Here is an 18874-nt window from a genome sequence, read left to right on the forward strand (position 1 = left end):
AATCCCACAGTGGTTTTTTGGAACGGATAGACATCCAGAGGCTCCCGGAATCCGCTCGGGCCCCCGGGGGTATTCGGCTCAAGACCGGATATTTTAGTGATTTCAAGCCCTGGGTGCAATCTTTTCGCGGGCCAGAAAGCAGGTTTCAGGGTGTTCGCCCCTGCCAGTCCGGACCAGACGGCTGGGGATAACTCTTGCTCGAGCCGAACCGGCGGGTGAACAAGCCACCTGGGACCGGCCTCGCGACATGACCCACTGCCTACATAACAATAAAGAGAAGTTCTTGACTGATGTTGTTATTACTACTGGGGATAGTTTTTGTGGATAAGCGTGTTCTCGTATGAAATTTCAACATGTTGCGTTGCATATAAAAGTGTGGAGAAAACGTTGAGACCGCGGGGAGGAGCGGTGTGGTTCCGGTGGATCAATGATGAGATTGTCCACAGGGGCTAGTTCGCCAGCAAGTTGTTCCAGCACAACTCCGAATGGCGTACAAGGGTTTTCCACAGCTAGGTTTCGGTGCCGTTCTCGTGTGGATAACTCGTGGTGACAAGGCTACAATGTGCGGTCGTTCTTCAACCAAGGTAGCTCGCGTGTCGCTCGCTCTCTGGCAACAGTGTCTACAAACCCTTCAGGATGAACTGAGCTCGCAGCAGTTCAACACCTGGATTCGCCCTCTGCAGGCGGAAGAAGGGGAGTCCAATCAGCTCAGGCTGCTGGCACCCAACCGCTTCGTGCGCGATTGGGTCAGTGACAAGTACGCCAAGCGTATCAGTGAACTGATGCGGGAGTTGGCGCCGGCCAAGCCGCCCAAGGTGATGCTGACGGTGGGCAGTCGTCGTGCTGCGCCGGCCCCACCCCAGACTCGCGAACTCGGCGATCCTGTCTCCGCCGCTCCGGCCCGCTCGGCGGCCGTGCACACCAGCTCCCGCGGCGATGTGGGGGATGAGCGCGAGGTCGACCGCCTGCGCGACGAAGGCGGTGAGGCGCCGGTCACGCGTCCACCCGGTGGTGAGCGTCAGGTTCAGGTCGAGGGCAGTCTCAAGCACTCCAGTGGCCTGAATCCCAACTTCACCTTCGAGACGTTTGTCGAGGGCAAGTCCAACCAGCTTGCCAGGGCGGCATCCCGCCAGGTGTCGGAGAACCCTGGGGGAGCCTACAACCCGCTGTTTCTGTATGGTGGCGTCGGCCTCGGTAAGACCCACCTGATGCATGCGGTGGGCAATGCCCTGGCGGGGCGTCGCGAGAACGCTCGGGTGGTGTATCTTCACTCGGAGCGCTTCGTGGCCGATATGGTCAAGGCCCTTCAGCTCAACGCCATCAATGACTTCAAGCGCTTCTATCGCAGCGTCGACGCGCTGTTGATCGATGACATCCAGTTCTTCGCCGGCAAGGAGCGCTCCCAGGAGGAGTTCTTCCACACCTTCAATGCCTTGCTTGAGGGTGGCCAGCAGATGATCCTGACCTCGGATCGCTATCCGAAGGAAATCAGCGGCGTCGAGGAGCGCCTCAAGTCCCGTTTTGGCTGGGGGCTGACGGTGGCGATAGAGCCGCCTGAGCTCGAGACTCGGGTGGCGATCCTGATGAAGAAGGCCGACCAGGCCAAGGTGGATCTACCCCATGATGCGGCTTTCTTCATCGCCCAGAAGATTCGCTCCAACGTGCGTGAACTGGAAGGGGCGCTGAAGAAGGTCATCGCCGATTCCCACTTCATGGGCAAGTCGATCACCCAGGACTTCATCCGCGAATCGCTCAAGGATCTGCTCGCCCTGCAGGACAAGCAGGTAGGCGTGGACAACATCCAGCGTACCGTGGCGGAGTACTACAAGATCAAGCTGGCGGACCTGCTGTCCAAGCGGCGTTCACGCTCCGTGGCGCGCCCGCGACAGGTCGCCATGGCCCTGGCCAAGGAACTGACCAATCACAGTCTTCCGGAAATCGGCGACGCCTTCGGCGGCCGAGACCACACCACCGTGCTACATGCCTGTCGCAAGGTGCAGGCGCTGCAGGAAGAAAGCGCCGATATTCGAGAAGACTACAAGAATCTGTTGCGGCTTTTGACCAGTTAACGTCTCTACGTCATCAACCGCGTGACCGTCTCACTCTCCCGGACAAGAAGTGGAGCCGACATGAAATTTTCCATCTCCCGCGAAGCGCTGCTGCGCCCGCTGACGCTGGTGGCCGGTGTGGTCGAGCGCCGTCAGACGTTACCGGTGCTCTCCAACGTGCTGATCCAGGTCGAACAGGACGAGGTCGCCTTGACCGGCACCGACCTGGAAGTCGAACTGGTCGGCCGCACCGTGGCCAGCCAGGTGGATGAGCCTGGCGCCATCACGGTGCCCGCGCGCAAGCTGATGGACATCTGCAAGTCCTTGCCAGACCAGTCCGAGCTGGAGCTGTCCATAGAGGACGGGCGGGCCGTGCTGCGCAGTGGCCGTTCACGCTTTACCCTGTCCACGCTTCCGGTCGCCGAGTTTCCGAATATTGAAGATGGTCAGAGCAGTGTCGAACTGGCGTTGCCGCGGGGGACCCTCAAGCAGCTGATCGACGCCACCTCGTTCGCCATGGCGCAGCAGGACGTTCGCTACTATCTGAATGGCCTGCTGCTGGAGTTCGCCCCGAACCTGGTCCGCACCGTGGCTACCGACGGCCACCGCCTGGCGGTCAGCTCTCGCCCCGTGGAGATCAACATTGAGTCGGCCCAGAAGCTGATCGTTCCGCGCAAGGGTGTACTCGAACTGGTGCGACTGCTCGACGATTCTGAAGAGCCTGTCAGCCTGACCCTGGGCTCTACCCATATCCGTGCTCACACCGGGGACTTCACCTTCACCTCCAAGCTGGTGGACGGCAAGTTCCCGGACTACGAGCGGGTCGTGCCCAAGGGCGGCGACAAGGTCTTCATCGCCGAACGTTCGGAGTTGCGTCAGGTGCTGTCGCGTACCGCCATCCTCTCCAACGAGAAGTACCGTGGGGTGCGGCTGAATCTGGAAGAGGGCAACCTGAGGGTGATGGCCAACAACCCGGAGCAGGAAGAGGCCGAGGAAAACATCGCCATCGAATACAGCGGGCCGGCCATGGAGATCGGCTTCAACGTCGGCTATCTGATCGACGTGCTCAACGCCGTGGGTGAGGATCGCGTGCAGATGACGCTGGGCGATCCCAACAGCAGTGCGCTGATGGAAGAACCCGGTGGCGGCGATGCCCTCTATGTCGTGATGCCGATGCGCCTGTGACGGTATTCGTTGCCAGCAAGGCCTTTCCATGGCGCTAGACCGCTTGATGTTTCAAGGCCTGCGAAACTTGCAGGCCTTTGATATTTCACCATCTTCCGGGATCAACCTGATCACTGGAAGCAACGGCAGCGGCAAGACCAGCCTGCTCGAAGGTATCCACCTGCTGGGCATGGGGCGGTCCTTTCGGGCGCGTCGGCTGTCCCAGGTACTCCACCACGATGCTGACGCCCTTGTCCTGCATGGCCGCCTTGCCGGTGATCCCCCTGTATCGATCGGTTTGCGCCGCCTGCGTCAGGAGCGCGAATTGACGCTGCGCATTGGCGGTGAACGACTCGACAGGGTGTCTCGTCTGGTGGAGACCCTGCCCCTGCAGTTGATCAACCCCGACGCCTTCCGCCTGCTGGAGGGATCTCCCGCCGGCAGGAGGGAGTTCCTGGATTGGGGAGTGTTTCACGTGAAACATGACTTCCTGCAGGCCTGGCAGCGTTTCCGTCGCGCCCTGAAACATCGGAATGCCCTGCTCAGGCATGGTAGAATGGAGCCTCAATCCCTGTCAGTGTGGGAGCATGAGCTGGCGCTTTCGGGCGAGCGCATGGACATCCTGCGCAGGGAATGGATCGATACCTTTATCCCGGTATTCGAGGAAACGCTGGAAGGGCTGATTTCACTGCCATCGCTGACGCTACGCTATAGCCGTGGCTGGGATCGACAGCGAGATCTGGCCGAGGTGCTCGAGCAGGGACGCGACACCGATCGTCAGATGGGCTTTACCCAGCAGGGGCCCCAGCGAGCGGATCTGGCGATTCGACTCGGCAAACGACCAGCGGTCGAAGTGCTTTCACGAGGACAACAGAAACTCGTCGTGAGCGCACTGAAGCTTGCCCAGGGACGGTTACTCGAGAAGATGACTAGCAGGACCTGTCTCTACTTGATCGACGATCTGCCCGCCGAACTGGACCAGAACCACCGAAGGATCTTTTGCCAGTGGCTGGAGCGGATGCGCTGCCAGGCCTTCATCACCAGCGTGGATCACGAGGTACTGGCCGACCTGTGGCAACCCGATACGCCGATGGCAATGTTTCACGTGAAACAAGACGCTGACGGCTTCGGCCAGCTGCAGGCCATAGACAGACAGACTTCACGACGGAGTGGTCAATGAGCGAACATGCTTACGACTCATCGAGCATCAAGGTACTGAAAGGCCTGGATGCCGTACGCAAGCGGCCCGGGATGTACATCGGCGATACCGATGATGGTACCGGCCTGCATCACATGGTGTTCGAGCTGGTGGACAACTCCATCGACGAAGCGCTGGCCGGCCACTGTAGCGAGATCAGGGTGATCATCCATCCGGATGAGTCGATCACCGTCAGTGACAATGGCCGTGGCATTCCTACCGATATTCATGAAGAGGAAGGCGTATCGGCGGCCGAAGTGATCATGACGGTGTTGCACGCGGGCGGTAAGTTCGATGACAACTCCTACAAGGTATCTGGCGGCCTGCACGGCGTCGGTGTCTCGGTGGTCAATGCGCTGTCTGAAGAGCTCAAGCTGACCATCTGGCGTGCTGGCAAGGTCCACGAGCAGATCTATCGTCACGGTGTCCCCGAGTCGCCGCTGGCTGTGGTGGGGCAGACCGAGCAGACCGGTTCGCGGGTGCACTTCCGTCCGTCTCCCGAGACCTTCGCCAATATCGAGTTTCACTACGATATTCTGGCCAAGCGTCTGCGTGAGCTGTCGTTTCTGAATTCTGGTGTGGCTATCCGCCTGCTGGACGAGCGTAGCGGCAAGGAAGAGCTGTTTCACTATGAAGGTGGCCTGAAGGCCTTCGTCGACCACCTCAACACCAACAAGACCGTTCTCAACCCCGTCTTCCACTTCAATGTGGAGCGGGAAGATGGCGTGGCGGTTGAGGTGGCGATGCAGTGGAACGATACCTTCGCCGAGAACATCTTCTGCTACACCAACAACATCCCTCAGCGGGATGGCGGTACCCACCTGGCCGGTTTCCGCGCTTCACTGACTCGTACGCTCAATCACTATATTGAAGCGGAAGGGTTGCTGAAGAAGACCAAGGTGAACACCTCCGGTGACGACGCCCGTGAGGGCCTGACCGCGATCATCTCGGTCAAGGTGCCGGACCCGAAGTTTTCCTCCCAGACCAAGGACAAGCTGGTCTCTTCCGAGGTAAAAACTGCGGTAGAACAAGAACTTGGTCGGTCTTTCTCGGAGTATCTGGTAGAGAAGCCCAACGAAGCCAAGGCCATCGTCAACAAGATGCTGGACGCTGCCAGGGCCCGCGAGGCGGCGCGCAAGGCGCGTGATATGACCCGCCGCAAGGGTGCCCTGGACATCGCAGGGCTGCCGGGCAAACTGGCCGACTGTCAGGAAAAGGACCCCGGTCTGTCCGAACTCTACCTGGTCGAGGGTGACTCGGCCGGGGGTAGTGCGAAGCAGGGGCGTGATCGGCGTACCCAGGCTATCCTGCCGCTCAAAGGCAAGATCCTCAACGTCGAGAAGGCACGCTTCGACAAGATGCTGTCGTCTGCGGAAGTCGGGACGCTCATCACTGCCCTGGGCTGTGGCATTGGCCGTGAGGAGTTCAATCCGGACAAGCTGCGCTATCACTCGATCATCATCATGACCGATGCGGACGTGGACGGTTCGCATATTCGGACCCTGCTGCTGACGTTCTTCTTCCGTCAGATGGCGGAGTTGATCGAACGCGGGCATGTGTTTATCGCCCAGCCGCCGCTGTACAAGATCAAGCGTGGCAAGCAGGAGCTCTACCTCAAGGACGAGCAGGCGATGATCGACTACCTGACCACCACCGCCCTGGACGGGGCGCGGTTGTGCGTCAGTGAAGATGCGCCTGGAATCAGCGGGGCTCAGCTCGAGACTCTGGTGAACCAGTACCGTGATGTGATGAAGCGCATCGATCGTCTGTCGCGGGTCTATCCCAGCGAGGTGCTGCGCAAGATCGTCCATGCGGCACATCTTGACGGCGAAAACAGCCTCCGTGATCGCGGCACCATGCAGAACTGGATCGAGTTCCTGCAGAAGGAAATGGACGATCTGGTAGCCTACGAGGGTGGACCGCGTTACACCTTCTCGTTGCAGGAAGACAATGAACGCGGGTTCTTCCTGCCGGCGGTAACCTTGATTGCCCATGGCGTGACCACCGACTACGTCTGGGGCCTGGACTTCTTCACCAGCGCCGACTATCGCGCCATCGCTGGCCTCGGTGAGACGCTGGATGGGCTGCTGGAAGAGAGCGCCTATATCGCCCGTGGTGAGCGCAAGAAGCCGGTCAAGACCTTCTATGAGGCGCTGGATTGGCTGATGAATGAGGCGCAGCGTGGTCTGTCGATCCAGCGCTACAAGGGCCTGGGAGAGATGAACCCGGAGCAGTTGTGGGAAACCACCATGGATCCCAATACGCGTCGTATGCTGCGGGTCTCCATCGAAGATGCCGTCGCCGCCGACATGATGTTCAACACCCTGATGGGTGATGAAGTCGAACCGCGTCGTGACTTTATCGAGCGCAACGCTCTGGTGGCCAATCTGGACATCTAGTGCAGAAGGAAGACCCAGGCCCATGGCCTCGATGTTTCACGTGAAACATCACGCGACAAAACCCCGATCTTCAGGATCGGGGTTTTTTCTTTTTTAGTATCAGTAGCTTGCCAGAGGCCGGATGGTTGGATGGCTGGGGGACTGGTTTCTTGAAAGGCCCGCTATGAGAGGGCGGGATGCACCAGGCTTCTATTGCCATCCGGCGAGGGTGTATCGCGAATGTGCAAAGACAGATCTGACAACACGCCATACGCTGGGGTAGTCCGATTCTGCTGGCGAACGCGGTGAGTGGGTGGTGAGTGGGCGCGGTGTGTCCGATGGAAGTCAGTGGACGTCGATGGACGTCAGTAGAGGAAAGACGAAGGCGCGGTGTCTCCATGGCGGTTGCACGGTGGGCAGGCGCTTGAGGACAGCGGCGCAGCCTGCACGTTTCACGTGAAACATCTGGCGATATAAGGTCCAGCTGCTCAAGCCAGGACTCACGCCTCTTTGATACCAAATGTCTGGTCGATATCAGCATTCGTGCCGACTACGGGGGAGTACCCGAGCTTCAGGAAGATACTCGGAGGAAGGTATCTGGCTTGCGCGATCACATGTGAAGTGGTCGAAGAGGCGGCGTATCGATACTGCTGGCGTCATCTCGAAGAAGGGGATGGAAGGAGGGAATCAGAAAGGGAGGAATGGAGGTGTTGTTGGAAGGATCTGTTGGAAGGGAGGGGGAAGGGATGGTGGGAAGGGGGGGACAGACGAGAGCGTACGACAATCCATCGTCGGGCTGCGTCTATGACCTCGCTCCTCCGCAACGTTTCACGTGAAACATCACGGCATCAGACCTGAGATTCCAAGGCTGGGACCGTGTCTGGCTATCCGCATCTTGCGATTTGCGTCTTGCCATCTGTGTCTTGCTGCCTGGATCTTGTTACACGCGTCTTGTTATCCACGTCATGTTATTTGGGGCCTGATGAGTCTCTCGCTTAAGACGGGTACCTTGGTTGTCGCACTATATGGAACGTGCGGGAACCTGTCCGGAGGGGGCTCGATACATTGCACTCGCAGTCATCACGGAAAGACCGACAGTTGAGCACCACGACCTCCCGGGCGGGTAAGTCGCAAGAGCTTTCCCGTGCTCTAACCTGTTGTTTGGACGTTGATATACGAAAAATGCGTGCGCCCATGTTTCACGTGAAACATGGGGCTCGGCAGTTGCAGACAGATGAAGGGAGAGCCAAGTCGTCGGCCAGGCCTGGAGGCTCGCCGAGGGGTGACGAGGGGGCGAGCCTGATGCAGAGTGCTTTCAGGTATCCAGGTTTCCTTGCAGCAGTTGGTCGACAAAACCAGCCAGATCGTCATGGACCTCTGCCTCGCTGTCTGTCCGGCCAAGTTCTGGATGCTTGGCTAGTGTGCGCCCGCCCTTGCCGGTACGCACCAATGCAAGGCGGCAGCCCATGGCAGCGCCTGCCTCGAGATCTCGGTAGCTGTCGCCCACCATCCAGGCGCCTTCCAGGCTGTCGAGTGCAAGCGCATCCTGTATCTGGCGGAGCAGACCGGGCAAGGGTTTGCGGCAATCACAGCGGTCCTCGCTAATGTGAGGGCAGTAGGCGATATGCTCGATCCGACCGCCCTCGGCCTCCACCAGGCTCAGCATCCTGGTGTGCATGGCTTCAAGCGTTGCTTCATCGTAGTAGCCGCGCGCGATGCCTGACTGGTTGGTGGCAACAGCGACGGTCCAGCCCTGTTGGGACAAACGGGCGATGGCGGTGATGGCGCTGGGGTAGGGGACCCACTCGGCGAGCGACTTGATGTAGTTGTCGGAGTCCTGATTGATCACTCCGTCACGGTCGAGAATGACGAGTCGTGGGGCCATGGGTCTACCTGGTCTGTGCGAAGGGTAAGGGTGGTTGCTGTCACGCAATCGGCCCAGTGTAGGGGCATGTTTCACGTGAAACAATCAGGTGCTGACGAGGCCGTGTCTGTGGCTCTCATTGCAGTTCTTGCCAACCCCGCCGCTGTTGCTGTCTGTCTCACCCTTTGCCAGTGGAAGCTCGTGCTATTCCCCCCATGTCGAGGGCGTAACAAGGGTCTCATGCAAGGGGCTCATACAAGGGTGTCATGCAAGCCCTTTCCAGCGGCAACCATCCCAGGTTCTACCGTACTCAGTAAGCCAGGGATCGCGCGATCCCTGCCCCCTTTGCTGTCGCTGGCAGCGCCTAGTCCAAAAGTGGTGGCGACGTAGTGTCGGTGTCCAAGCCTGTCGCGCCGGCTGTCGCCAGTGCTGTGGGTATCGAGTCCTTCAGGTGATCGAGCAATGCTCGTACCCGCATTGGCGGATCCCGTCCTGGAAGCAGCGCATGGATGCTGATGTCTGGCAGCGACCAGTCCTCGAGCACGGGGAGCAACCTGCCGGCTTCCAGCGAGGCCCCGACGATGGAACGGGAGGTATGAAGGATGCCGATACCTGCCTCTGCCGCGATCACCAGTGCGTGCCCATAGTTCGCTCTGTAGCTTCCGCTGACCGGCACGTTGTGAACCTCGTCGCCACGGCGAAGTGGCCAGCGCTGAATACCCTGGAACCGTGTGTAGTGAAGGCAGTTGTGGTGCAGCAGGTCCAGTGGGTGACGCGGTACACCCTGGCGTTGAAGATAGGCCCTCGACGCCACCAGCATGCGCTGATCTGCGGCCAAGGGATGGGCGACCAAGCGAGAGTTCTCGAGCACCCCGACTCGCACTGCCAGATCGTGCCCGGACGAGGCGATATCGACAAAGCGGTCGTCGAAGTCAGCGTCCACTTCAATGTCTGGATGACGATCGAGAAATTCGGGGAGGAAGGGCGCAATATGGATTCGGCCGAAATTGACCGGTAGTGATAGGCGGATCAGTCCTCGCGGTCGGTCACTGATGTCCTGCAAGGTATCCGCCGCCTTGTCGAGTAACCGTAGAGCAGGGACGGCGCGTTCCAGGTAGGTGCGGCCCGCCAGGGTCAGGGAAACCTCACGGGTGGACCGGTGCAACAGCTTCGTCCCGAGCCGAGACTCCAGCGCATCGAGGCGACGGCTGACCGCGCCGCTGGTGAGGTTGAGTTGCTCGCCGGCCGCACGCAGTGAGCCATATCTTGCCACTTCAACCAGGGCAAGCAGTCCAGCGACCAGTGTGTCGTGATGGGATGGCATGGTGCACTCTCGTCCAGAGGCAGGGGTTGGTCATTGCACGAGTCGCCATGGGGCCAGGGTCGATGCAGTCGGTTTCGCCCAAGTCTTCCTGCCGACCTCACGCAAACAGAGGCACGTGTGGCGCCACGACGGGCGAACTCCTGGTGTGGATGACCACCTTTCAGAGACCATGACCTTGCTTAGGCGCGGTAAGGTCCAGGCGTCGGCTGGGTGTCGGGGCCTTATTGTTGAGTCTAGCGCAAGACAGTACTCCGTGAGCTTCGCTACTGCGCTGGTCTCGGACGGGCCAGGATAGGGGAAGACCAACGAGGAGGTTGTTCCCATGTTACTGGAAGCTCGTCTACGTCCATTGGTATCGCTACGTCACTTTCGTCAATTCCGCTCTGACAGGGTGGGGCCTGAAGGAATCCATGAATACCAGGTAGCACGCCGTGACCTGGCCAGTGAAGAAGTGCGTGTCAGGGTCGCTGCAGTGGGGCTGAACTACCGCGACAGGGCGCTGCAGGACGGCAGCTATCTGCCGCAGATGCCACGCCCCTTCGTGCCGCTGTCAGAAGGCTCCGGGGTGGTGCTGGAAACGGGAAGGGATGTCGTTGATCTCGAGGTGGGACAACCGGTGCTCGGCCACTACACCATCGATTGGATATCTGGTGCTTTCAAGGAGTCCTATCACGTCTCAAAGCTGGGCGGTCCTGGTGATGGCTGGTTGTCGGAGGAGGTCATCGTTCCCCGTCGTGCGCTGGTTGCCGTGCCAACTGGCTGGCGGCTCGAGGAAGCCGCTGCATTGGCGATCTCCGGCGTCACGGCCTGGAAGTCGCTTGGCGACCTGGATGAGCTGAAGGGCCGTTACCTGCTGTTGGCGGGAACCGGCAACGTGTCGCTGCAGGCCCTGCAGATGGCGGCTGCGGCCGGTGCTCGGCCTATCGTGGTGACGTCGCGACCCGCTCTGGCATCACGGCTCAGGGATCTAGGCGCGGTAGCGGTGATCGGTCGGGAGGGCGGGGCGGCCGACGTGGCGTCCCAGGTGATGGCCATCACCGAGTCCGTGGGCGTAGGGCGTGCCATCGATGTGGTGGGCGGGCAGTTTCTGGTCGATGCCATTCTGCCGTCCATGGCTACCAATGGGCATGTCGCCCTGGTGGGCTTTCTCGAGAGTGGCCGTGTCGAGGGTGATCTGGTGGGACCGGCGATTCGCAAGTTGCTGCATCTGGAAGGGATCAGCGTCGGCAGCCGTGACGATCTGGAGGCCATGCTCCGTTATATGGATCGCCACGGACTCAGGCCCGCTATCGGACGTCGCCTGAGCGCCGACGACTTGCCTGAGTGGCTCGCCAACGGCGCCGCGGTCAGTGGCTTGCGTTCGGGCACCATAGGCGAGCGTCGTCCGAGCGTGGGCCTGTCGGCAACTGACTCGCAGGACAATGATCTCGAACTGGGCAAGACGGTAGTGATCATGGATCAGCGGCTGGCGGAACGTATCGCTGAGTAAAGCGGCGGAGGCGGGGCGCTGAGTAGAGCGGCGGAATCGGGGCGCAGAGTAGCGCGGCGGAGGCGGGGCGCTGAGTAGAGCGACGGAGGCGGGGCGCCAAGAAAAGCAGAGGTCGTGAGGCTCAGGGCTCGCGTCGGGGTACAAGCAACAGGCGGCGTACTGGAGGTACATCAAGCGGGGCGGGTTTCACGTGAAACATGAGAGCCTGCCCTTGCCTGTACTCCTGTATGTTCCACGTGAAACATTGTCGCCGCCGGCGCTTTCTATCTGGGTAATGTTCCACGTGAAACGTCGGTGGCGAGTGTCACTCTGCACGGCCAGGTTTGACTCTCCAGGCGACATCCCATTGGCTCACTCCTGCGTTCGTAGCGGCCGTGGTATCCCCTATGAAGGGCTCAGGAGCTTTGGGGCCGTGGGCCAGGCGGGCTCAACCTGTCGATATAAAAAAGGCCGGCCCCTTGCGGGACCGGCCTCGTTGCCACCAGGGGCTGGATTACTGCTGCAGTTCGGCGATATCCGCTACTTCGAGGAACAGCGCCTGGAGGCTTGCCAGCAGGGCCAGACGATTGGCACGAACGGCTTCGTCTTCGGCCATGACCATCACCTGGTCAAAGAAGGCATCCACCGGTGCCCGAAGGCTTGCCAGCACGTCCAGGGCGTCGCTGTAGCGGGCTTGCTGGAACAGCGGAGCGACCTGCTCCTGGCAAGCTGCCACGGCGTTCTTGAGGGCCTTCTCGGCGTCCTCGGAGAGCAGGCTCTCGTCGACCTCGGTGCGTCCATCGTGATCCTGCTTGGACAGGATGTTGCCGACACGCTTGTTGGCGGCGGCCAGGGCGGCGGCTTCATCACGCGTGGCGAACTGCGCCACGGCGCGCAGGCGACGGGCGAAGTCCAGCGGGCGGGTCACCGGGCGTGCACGCACCGCCAGGTAAACCTCGGCACCGATCCCTTCGTCCTGGGCCCAGGCACGGAAGCGATCGAGCATGTAGCCAAGGACGTCATCGACCAGGCCGTCTGCCTTGGGCAGCGCCTCATGCTGGGCCACGGCCAGCTCGAGCAGCTCGCGCAGGTCCAGATCGAGCTCACCCTTGACCAGGATATTGAGCACGCCGATGGAAGCACGGCGCAGGGCGAAGGGGTCCTTGGTACCGCTGGGGCGCTGGCCGATGCCGAAGATCCCGGTGATGGTGTCCAGGCGATCGGCGATGGCCAGCGCCTGACCGGTCAGGGTCTGGGGGATGGCGTCGCTGGCAAACCGCGGCAGGTACTGTTCTTCCAGCGCGCGTGCGACCTCGGCGTCTTCGCCATCGTGCTCGGCGTAGTAGCGCCCCATGATGCCCTGAAGCTCCGGGAACTCGAGCACCATTTCGGTGACCAGATCACACTTGGCCAGGGCCGCAGCACGGCGAGCGCGGGACTCGTCACCGCCGGTGCGGCTGGCGATGTGCGCGGCCACGTTGGCACTGCGTCTGGCCTTGTCGGCGAGGGTCCCGAGCTGCTTCTGGAACACCACGCTGGAGAGGCCCTCGATGCGCTCGGCGAGCGGGCGTTTGCGGTCGGTCTCGTAGAAGAAGGCGGCATCGGCCAGACGAGGGCGAATCACCTTCTCGTTGCCGGCGATGACCTTGTCCGGCTCGCGGCTGTCGATATTGGACACGGTAATGAAGGCGGGCTTGAGCTTGCCGTCCGCATCCAGCAGGTGGAAGTACTTCTGGTTGGCCTTCATCGACGAGATCAGGCATTCCGCCGGCACCTCGAGGAAACGCTCGTCGAAGCTACCGGTCAGCGCCACCGGCCACTCGACCAGACCGCTGACTTCTTCCAGCAGGTCCTCGTCGATGACGGCGGTGGCTTCGAGCAGTTCTGCCTCGGCCAGTACCTGTTCGCGAATGCGCTCGCGACGCTTGCTGCGATCGGCCAGCACCCAGGCATCCTCCAGGGCACCGAGGTAGTCGTCGGCATGTTTCAGGGCGATGGCCTCGGGGGCGTGGAAGCGGTGTCCGCGGGTCTCGCGGCCGGCCTCAAGGCCCAGCACCGTGGCGGGTACGACCTCGTCGCCGTAGAGCGCCACCAGCCAGTGAACCGGGCGGGAGAACTCGATGCGGGAAGCGCCCCAGCGCATGTTCTTGGGCACCGGCAGGGCCGCCACAGCCTTGTCGATGATGGCGGGCAGCAGGGCGACGGTGGCCTCGCCCTGTTGCTGCTCGCGGTAGCCGAGCCAGGTGCCCTTGTCGGTCTCCAGATGGATCAGTTCATCGACGCTGACGCCGCAGGAGCGAGCAAAGCCCTGAGCTGCTTTGGTTGGCTCGCCATCCTTGAAGGCTGCCGCCAGGGCAGGCCCGCGTTTTTCGACGTCGCGGTCGGGCTGTTTGTCGGCCAGTGCCTCGACCCGTACCGCCAGCCGGCGGGGGGAGGCGTAGGCGGTGACGCCCTGGAAGTCGACGCCGGCATCGGCGAGGCCGCGACGCACGCCCTCGGCGAAGGCGTCGGAGAGAGTGTCGATGGCTCCCGGCGGAAGTTCTTCCACGCCGAGTTCAAGCAAGAGGGTGTGGGCGGCCATGCTTATGCGTCTCCCTGTGCGGCAAGGGGTTCGTCGTCGAGAAGTTCACGTCGCAGCGCTTCCGGGGCCAGCGGGAAACCGGCCGCCTTGCGTGAGGCGTAGTAGGCGTGGGCCACGTCGCGGGCCATGGTGCGCACGCGCAGGATATAGCGCTGGCGTTCGGTGACCGAGATGGCGTGACGGGCGTCGAGCATATTGAAGGTGTGGGAGGCCTTGAGTACCTGCTCGTAGGCCGGCAGCGGCAGGTTGGCGGCGAGCAGCTTCTGGCACTCGCTTTCCTGGTGGTCGAAGTTGCCGAACAGGGCGTCCACGTCGGCATGCTCGAAGTTGTAGGTGGACTGCTCGCGCTCGTTCTGCAGGTAGACGTCACCGTAGGTAACGCGGGAGCCGTCGGGTGCGATGGTCCATACCAGGTCGTAGACGCTGTCCACGTCCTGAAGGTACATGGCGATACGCTCGAGGCCGTAGGTCAGCTCACCGGTGACCGGGAAGCACTCGATGCCGCCGGCCTGCTGGAAGTAGGTGAACTGGGTCACCTCCATGCCGTTGAGCCAGACCTCCCAGCCGAGTCCCCAGGCACCCAGGGTCGGTGACTCCCAGTTGTCCTCGACGAAGCGGATGTCGTGGACCAGCGGGTCGATGCCGAGACGCTCAAGCGACCCCAGATACAGTTCCTGGAGGTTGGCCGGGGAGGGCTTCATGACCACCTGGAACTGGTAGTAGTGCTGCAGGCGATTGGGGTTTTCGCCGTAGCGGCCATCGGTGGGACGGCGAGACGGCTGAACGTACGCCGAGTTCCAGGTTTCGGGTCCGATGGAGCGCAGGAAGGTGGCCGGGTGAAAGGTGCCCGCACCGACTTCCATGTCCAGCGGCTGCATGATCACGCAGCCCTGTTCGGCCCAGTACTGTTGCAGGGCGAGGATCAGGCCCTGGAAGGTTGCCACGTCTGGCGTCGACTGTGTCATTGGGAAGCACCGTTGGCCATGAATTCACGAGCCGTCAAGTATACAATCACAGGCAATTCGGTTATAGGCACAGCGCCAACAGAGGTTTTCCCATGATCGTAGTGACAGGCGGAGCCGGCTTCATCGGTTCAAATCTGGTCAAGGCCCTCAATGACCGGGGGCGCACCGACATCCTGGTGGTGGATGACCTGCGGGACGGCACCAAGTTCGTCAACCTGGCGGACCTGACCCTCGGGGACTACATGGACAAGGACGAGTTCCTGTCCCGGGTGAAGGCCCACATGCGCGGCGAGCTGAACCAGCTTCCGCCCATCGAGGCGATCTTCCACGAAGGTGCCTGCTCGGACACCACCGAGTGGGATGGACGCTTCATGCTGGAGAACAACTTCACCTACTCCAAGGAGCTTTTGCACTTCTGCGAGCAGGAGGGCATTCCCTTCCTCTACGCCTCGTCGGCGGCCACCTACGGCGGCAGCGAGGTGTTCGTGGAGTCCCCCGAGCACGAGAAACCGCTCAACGTCTACGGCTACTCCAAGCTGCTGTTCGACCAGTACGTGCGCTCGCGCCAGGCCGAACTCAAGACCCAGGTGGTGGGCTTTCGCTACTTCAACGTCTACGGCCCCCGCGAGCAGCACAAGGGCAAGATGTCCAGCGTGGCCTTCCATCACCACACCCAGATCAGCGCAGGCGAGAACCTGCGCCTGTTCGGCGCCTGGGACGGCTACGACGCTGGTATGCAGAGCCGTGACTTTGTCTATGTCGGCGACGTGGTCGACGTCAATCTGTGGTTTCTGGACAACCCCGAGGTGTCGGGAATCTACAACCTCGGTACCGGCCGCGCCGAGCCGTTCAAGACCATCGGCGAGACGGTCATCGACTTCTACGGCAAGGGCCGCATCGACTACATCGACTTCCCGGAAGAGCTCAAGGGGCGCTACCAGAGCTACACCCGTGCCGATATCTCGCGGCTGCGCGAGGCCGGCTACGACAAGGAATTCCACACCGTGGCCGAGGGCGTGACTCGCTACCTGGAGTGGTTGAATGGCTGAAGCTGCGCCGGTCATGGCGCAGCCGCGGCTGGCGGGCCAGCGGCTGCTGGTGGTCGGTCCCAGCTGGGTCGGTGACATGGTCATGGCCCAGGGGTTGTTCAAGGCGCTGAAGCAGCAGGGCGCCACCGCCCTGGCGGTGGTGGCACCTGCCTGGTCGAGGCCGATCCTCGAGCGCATGGATGAGGTCGACGAGGTCGTCGAGCTGGCCGTCGGACACGGCGTCTTCGGCTTTTCCGCCCGACGACGGCTGGCCAGGTCGCTCAAGGGACGCTTCGATCATGCCATCGTGCTGCCGCGTTCCTGGAAGTCGGCACTGGTGCCTTTTCTGGCGCGGATACCCAGGCGAACCGGCTTCACCGGGGAGCACCGGTTTGGCCTGTTGAGCGAGCGCCGTGAGCTGCAGCGCGACGTGCTCGACCAGACCGTCAAGCGCTTCGTCTCGCTGGGGCTGCCGGCGGACGCTGCCGCTGCCGGCGACTTCGAGATTCCCCAGCCACGGCTGCGTCAGGATGCGATCAACCTGGCGCGGTTGCATGATGAACATCGACTCGGCGTGCGCCCTGCCATTGGCCTGATGCCAGGGGCGGAATATGGCCCCGCCAAGCAGTGGCCGCTGGCCTACTTCCATCGCCTGGCCGGGGAGCTGATCGCTCAAGGGTTCGAGGTAAGGGTGCTGGGTGGGCCCAAGGATCACGCGGCGGGCGAGGAGATCGTGACCGGTCTCGAGCATGCCCACAACCTGTGTGGCGAGACCCGCCTGGAGGATGCCGTCGACCTGCTTGGCGACTGTCGTCAGGTGGTGACCAATGACTCCGGGTTGATGCATGTGGCCGCCGCGGTAGGGACGCGTATCCAGGCGATCTATGGCTCCTCGTCGCCGGCCTATACGCCGCCGCTGACCGACAACGCCCGGATTCACTATCTGGCTTTGTCCTGCTCGCCCTGCTTCGAGCGACATTGCCCGCTCGGGCATACCAACTGCCTCAAGCAGATCACTGTAGACAGCGTGCTGGAGGCAATCCTGACAGACGAGGCCCCGAACCGGATCGACGCCAGCAACGAGTGATCCGGGGCAAGGTGTCGTCTGTGAAGCCTTGTCCAGCCGTCCTGGCCGTCATCCAGGCGCTCTGTCGCCGCTACTCTTCATATGGGCGCCCAGGCAGGTAGACACCAAGGTCAAGGCTGCTGGGGTGCCTCGGGTGGGGCGTCGGGCTGTCCGTCGTTGCGATACGCCGGGGCCAGGCCTTGCCACAAGCGCTGCTGCAGTGCGGTTTCTTCACGCATGTACCCGTTGAGCGCTTCCAGGCCGTAGCGTTCGGCCAGGGTCGGATCGTTCGAGAACAGCGAGACGCCCAGTCCGGCGCGGTGCCAGTCGATGGTGAAGCCCATCGCCTCCAGCAGCGTCGGCAGGGTGTCCATGGTGGTGGCGGTGGTCGAGATGCGTTGGGGCGTCAGCGCATTGCCCATCATCATCAGGGTGTTGGTGCGAGGCGTCTGAATCAGCTGATCCCAGGCCGAGACACGCATGGTCAGATGGTCACTGGCGATCACCACCAGGGTGTCCTCCAGCAGACCCTGGTCGCCAAGGCGCTGGATCAGCCGGCGGGTCAGCCAGGCCGAGCATTTCACCGCGTACAGGATATCCACACCATCGTGCTCACCCTGATTGGCCTGGCAGGCCCTGGCCGGATAGCCCGCCGGGGCGTGGGCGGTCAGATTGAGCACGGTCAGGTTCCAGGGACCGTCCTGACGATCCAGGCGCTTTGCTTCCTCTTCCGCCATGGCGTACAGACTGTCGTCGTAGAGGCCCCAGCTATTGAGGTAGTCCGGATCGTCGAGGCGGCCTGCGAGCTGCTCGCGCCCCAGCACGCGGTCGTAGGCGTGGTCTTCGTAGAACAGCCCCTTGCCGGCGAATTCAGTACTGGCGCCGCCCATGAAGGTCTGGCGGTAGCCAAGCCCCGCGAGCAGATCTCCCAGGCAGGCGACTCCGGGTACCACGTGGTGCAGCGGCTCGAACTGGCTGTCGTGGAGCAGGCCGGCGGGCATCAGCGGCGTGCCGCACTGGCTGGCGATCATGCCGGCCATGGTCCAGCCGGTGTTGTCGAGCTGGCGAACGTTGTCGAACACCACCGCATCCGCTTCCAAGGCGGCCAGGTCGGCGTAGGCGTCGCCGAAACGGGCCTCGTCGGCGTAGGTACGCTCGAGGCTCTCCAGGTAGATCAACAGCAGGTTGGGGGGCTGCGGCGGCGCCTTGAGGATCACCGGCTCGACGTAGCGACGCTCCAGCCAGGTGCCGGGATCGGTGACCACCGCCGCGCCGCGCTGGCCCATGGAGTAGAACATCGGATTGGCGACCAGCAGCACGAAGGCCAGCCAGTGGTCCCAGCGTTGCCAGCGGTAGTCGGCTCGCACCAGCCAGGTGTAGGCCGCCAGAATCAGCAACATGGCTGCGGTGTACAGTATCGCCGCCACGCTGCGCTCGCTGCCGCCGTGCTTGGCAATGCCCGCCTGCAGGTGGAAATAGACCGCGCCCATGTCCACCTGGCCGAAGCTGTTGGCCAGGTAGACGTAGATGCCCCAGAAGGCCAGTGGCGCCAGCGCCCAGGGGATCACCTGCACCCGCAGCCGTGGTGGAGGTGGTGCGCCCCAGCGTTTCCATCCGGCCAGGGCACACCACACCAGTGCCGGCAGCGGCAGGCACCAGCCGGGCAGTCGGGTGACCATGACCAGGGCATGGCCCACGGACAGGCCGAGAATCAGATGGACGGCCCAGCGAAGCCAGGTCGAGGTGGCGGGGCGGTGCAGGGGCATGATCGAGGCGCCAGGTGTCGTTCC

General features: G+C 62.2%; 12 protein-coding genes. 7 read left to right on the top strand and 5 right to left on the bottom strand.

Features of this window, described 5'->3' with window-relative positions; translation table 11 throughout:
* Nucleotides 1-593: 593 nt before the first annotated feature.
* From dnaA to gyrB, 4 genes are read left to right on the top strand one after another with little or no spacing between them, the layout of a single operon-like run.
* Nucleotides 594-2069: a chromosomal replication initiator protein DnaA gene (gene dnaA, locus C9F12_RS16545; protein ID WP_045995088.1), complete on the top strand. Its 1476-nt coding sequence runs from the start codon at nt 594-596 to the stop codon at nt 2067-2069.
* A gap of 60 nt (nt 2070-2129) precedes the next feature.
* Complete coding sequence (gene dnaN, locus C9F12_RS16550) at nt 2130-3233, top strand: DNA polymerase III subunit beta (RefSeq protein ID WP_045995089.1); 1104 nt, start codon at nt 2130-2132, stop codon at nt 3231-3233.
* A gap of 28 nt (nt 3234-3261) precedes the next feature.
* Complete coding sequence (gene recF / locus C9F12_RS16555; RefSeq protein WP_108449590.1) at nt 3262-4392, top strand: DNA replication/repair protein RecF; 1131 nt, start codon at nt 3262-3264, stop codon at nt 4390-4392.
* On the top strand, nt 4389-6809 hold the full coding sequence (gene gyrB, locus C9F12_RS16560) for a DNA topoisomerase (ATP-hydrolyzing) subunit B (protein WP_045995091.1): 2421 nt from the start codon (nt 4389-4391) through the stop codon (nt 6807-6809). The genes recF and gyrB overlap by 4 nt, the downstream gene beginning before the upstream one ends.
* A 1294-nt stretch (nt 6810-8103) precedes the next feature.
* Here gyrB and gmhB read toward each other — a convergent pair.
* Both gmhB and C9F12_RS16570 read right to left on the bottom strand, forming a co-directional pair.
* Nucleotides 8104-8673, bottom strand: a complete 570-nt coding sequence (gene gmhB / locus C9F12_RS16565) for a D-glycero-beta-D-manno-heptose 1,7-bisphosphate 7-phosphatase (RefSeq protein WP_108449591.1) — start codon at nt 8671-8673, stop codon at nt 8104-8106.
* Between the two features lie 343 nt (nt 8674-9016).
* On the bottom strand, nt 9017-9976 hold the full coding sequence (locus tag C9F12_RS16570) for a LysR family transcriptional regulator (RefSeq protein ID WP_108449592.1): 960 nt from the start codon (nt 9974-9976) through the stop codon (nt 9017-9019).
* Nucleotides 9977-10298: 322 nt separating this feature from the next.
* Here C9F12_RS16570 and C9F12_RS16575 point away from each other — a divergent pair, with 322 nt between their 5' ends.
* On the top strand, nt 10299-11465 hold the full coding sequence (locus tag C9F12_RS16575; RefSeq protein WP_108449593.1) for a zinc-binding dehydrogenase: 1167 nt from the start codon (nt 10299-10301) through the stop codon (nt 11463-11465).
* Between the two features lie 493 nt (nt 11466-11958).
* On the opposite strand, the gene glyS is transcribed toward C9F12_RS16575, so the two are convergent.
* Both glyS and glyQ read right to left on the bottom strand, forming a co-directional pair.
* Nucleotides 11959-14025 carry a glycine--tRNA ligase subunit beta gene (glyS, locus tag C9F12_RS16580; RefSeq protein WP_108449594.1) on the bottom strand — a complete coding sequence of 689 codons (2067 nt, stop codon included), beginning with the start codon at nt 14023-14025 and terminating at the stop codon, nt 11959-11961.
* Nucleotides 14026-14027: 2 nt separating this feature from the next.
* Nucleotides 14028-14990, bottom strand: coding sequence for a glycine--tRNA ligase subunit alpha (glyQ, locus tag C9F12_RS16585; RefSeq protein WP_108131941.1), 963 nt, complete (start codon nt 14988-14990; stop codon nt 14028-14030).
* A gap of 92 nt (nt 14991-15082) precedes the next feature.
* Here glyQ and rfaD point away from each other — a divergent pair, with 92 nt between their 5' ends.
* The gene (gene rfaD / locus C9F12_RS16590) at nt 15083-16039 is read left to right on the top strand and encodes an ADP-glyceromanno-heptose 6-epimerase (RefSeq protein WP_108131940.1); all 957 of its coding nucleotides are present in this window, start codon (nt 15083-15085) and stop codon (nt 16037-16039) included.
* A gap of 13 nt (nt 16040-16052) precedes the next feature.
* Nucleotides 16053-17105 carry a lipopolysaccharide heptosyltransferase II gene (waaF, locus tag C9F12_RS16595; RefSeq protein WP_108449634.1) on the top strand — a complete coding sequence of 351 codons (1053 nt, stop codon included), beginning with the start codon at nt 16053-16055 and terminating at the stop codon, nt 17103-17105.
* Nucleotides 17106-17215: 110 nt separating this feature from the next.
* On the opposite strand, the gene C9F12_RS16600 is transcribed toward waaF, so the two are convergent.
* Nucleotides 17216-18850, bottom strand: a complete 1635-nt coding sequence (locus C9F12_RS16600) for a sulfatase-like hydrolase/transferase (RefSeq protein ID WP_045990972.1) — start codon at nt 18848-18850, stop codon at nt 17216-17218.
* Between the last annotated feature and the right edge of the window lie 24 nt (nt 18851-18874).

It is taken from the genome of Halomonas sp. BN3-1, assembly GCF_003056325.1.
Classification (GTDB): domain Bacteria; phylum Pseudomonadota; class Gammaproteobacteria; order Pseudomonadales; family Halomonadaceae; genus Halomonas; species Halomonas litopenaei.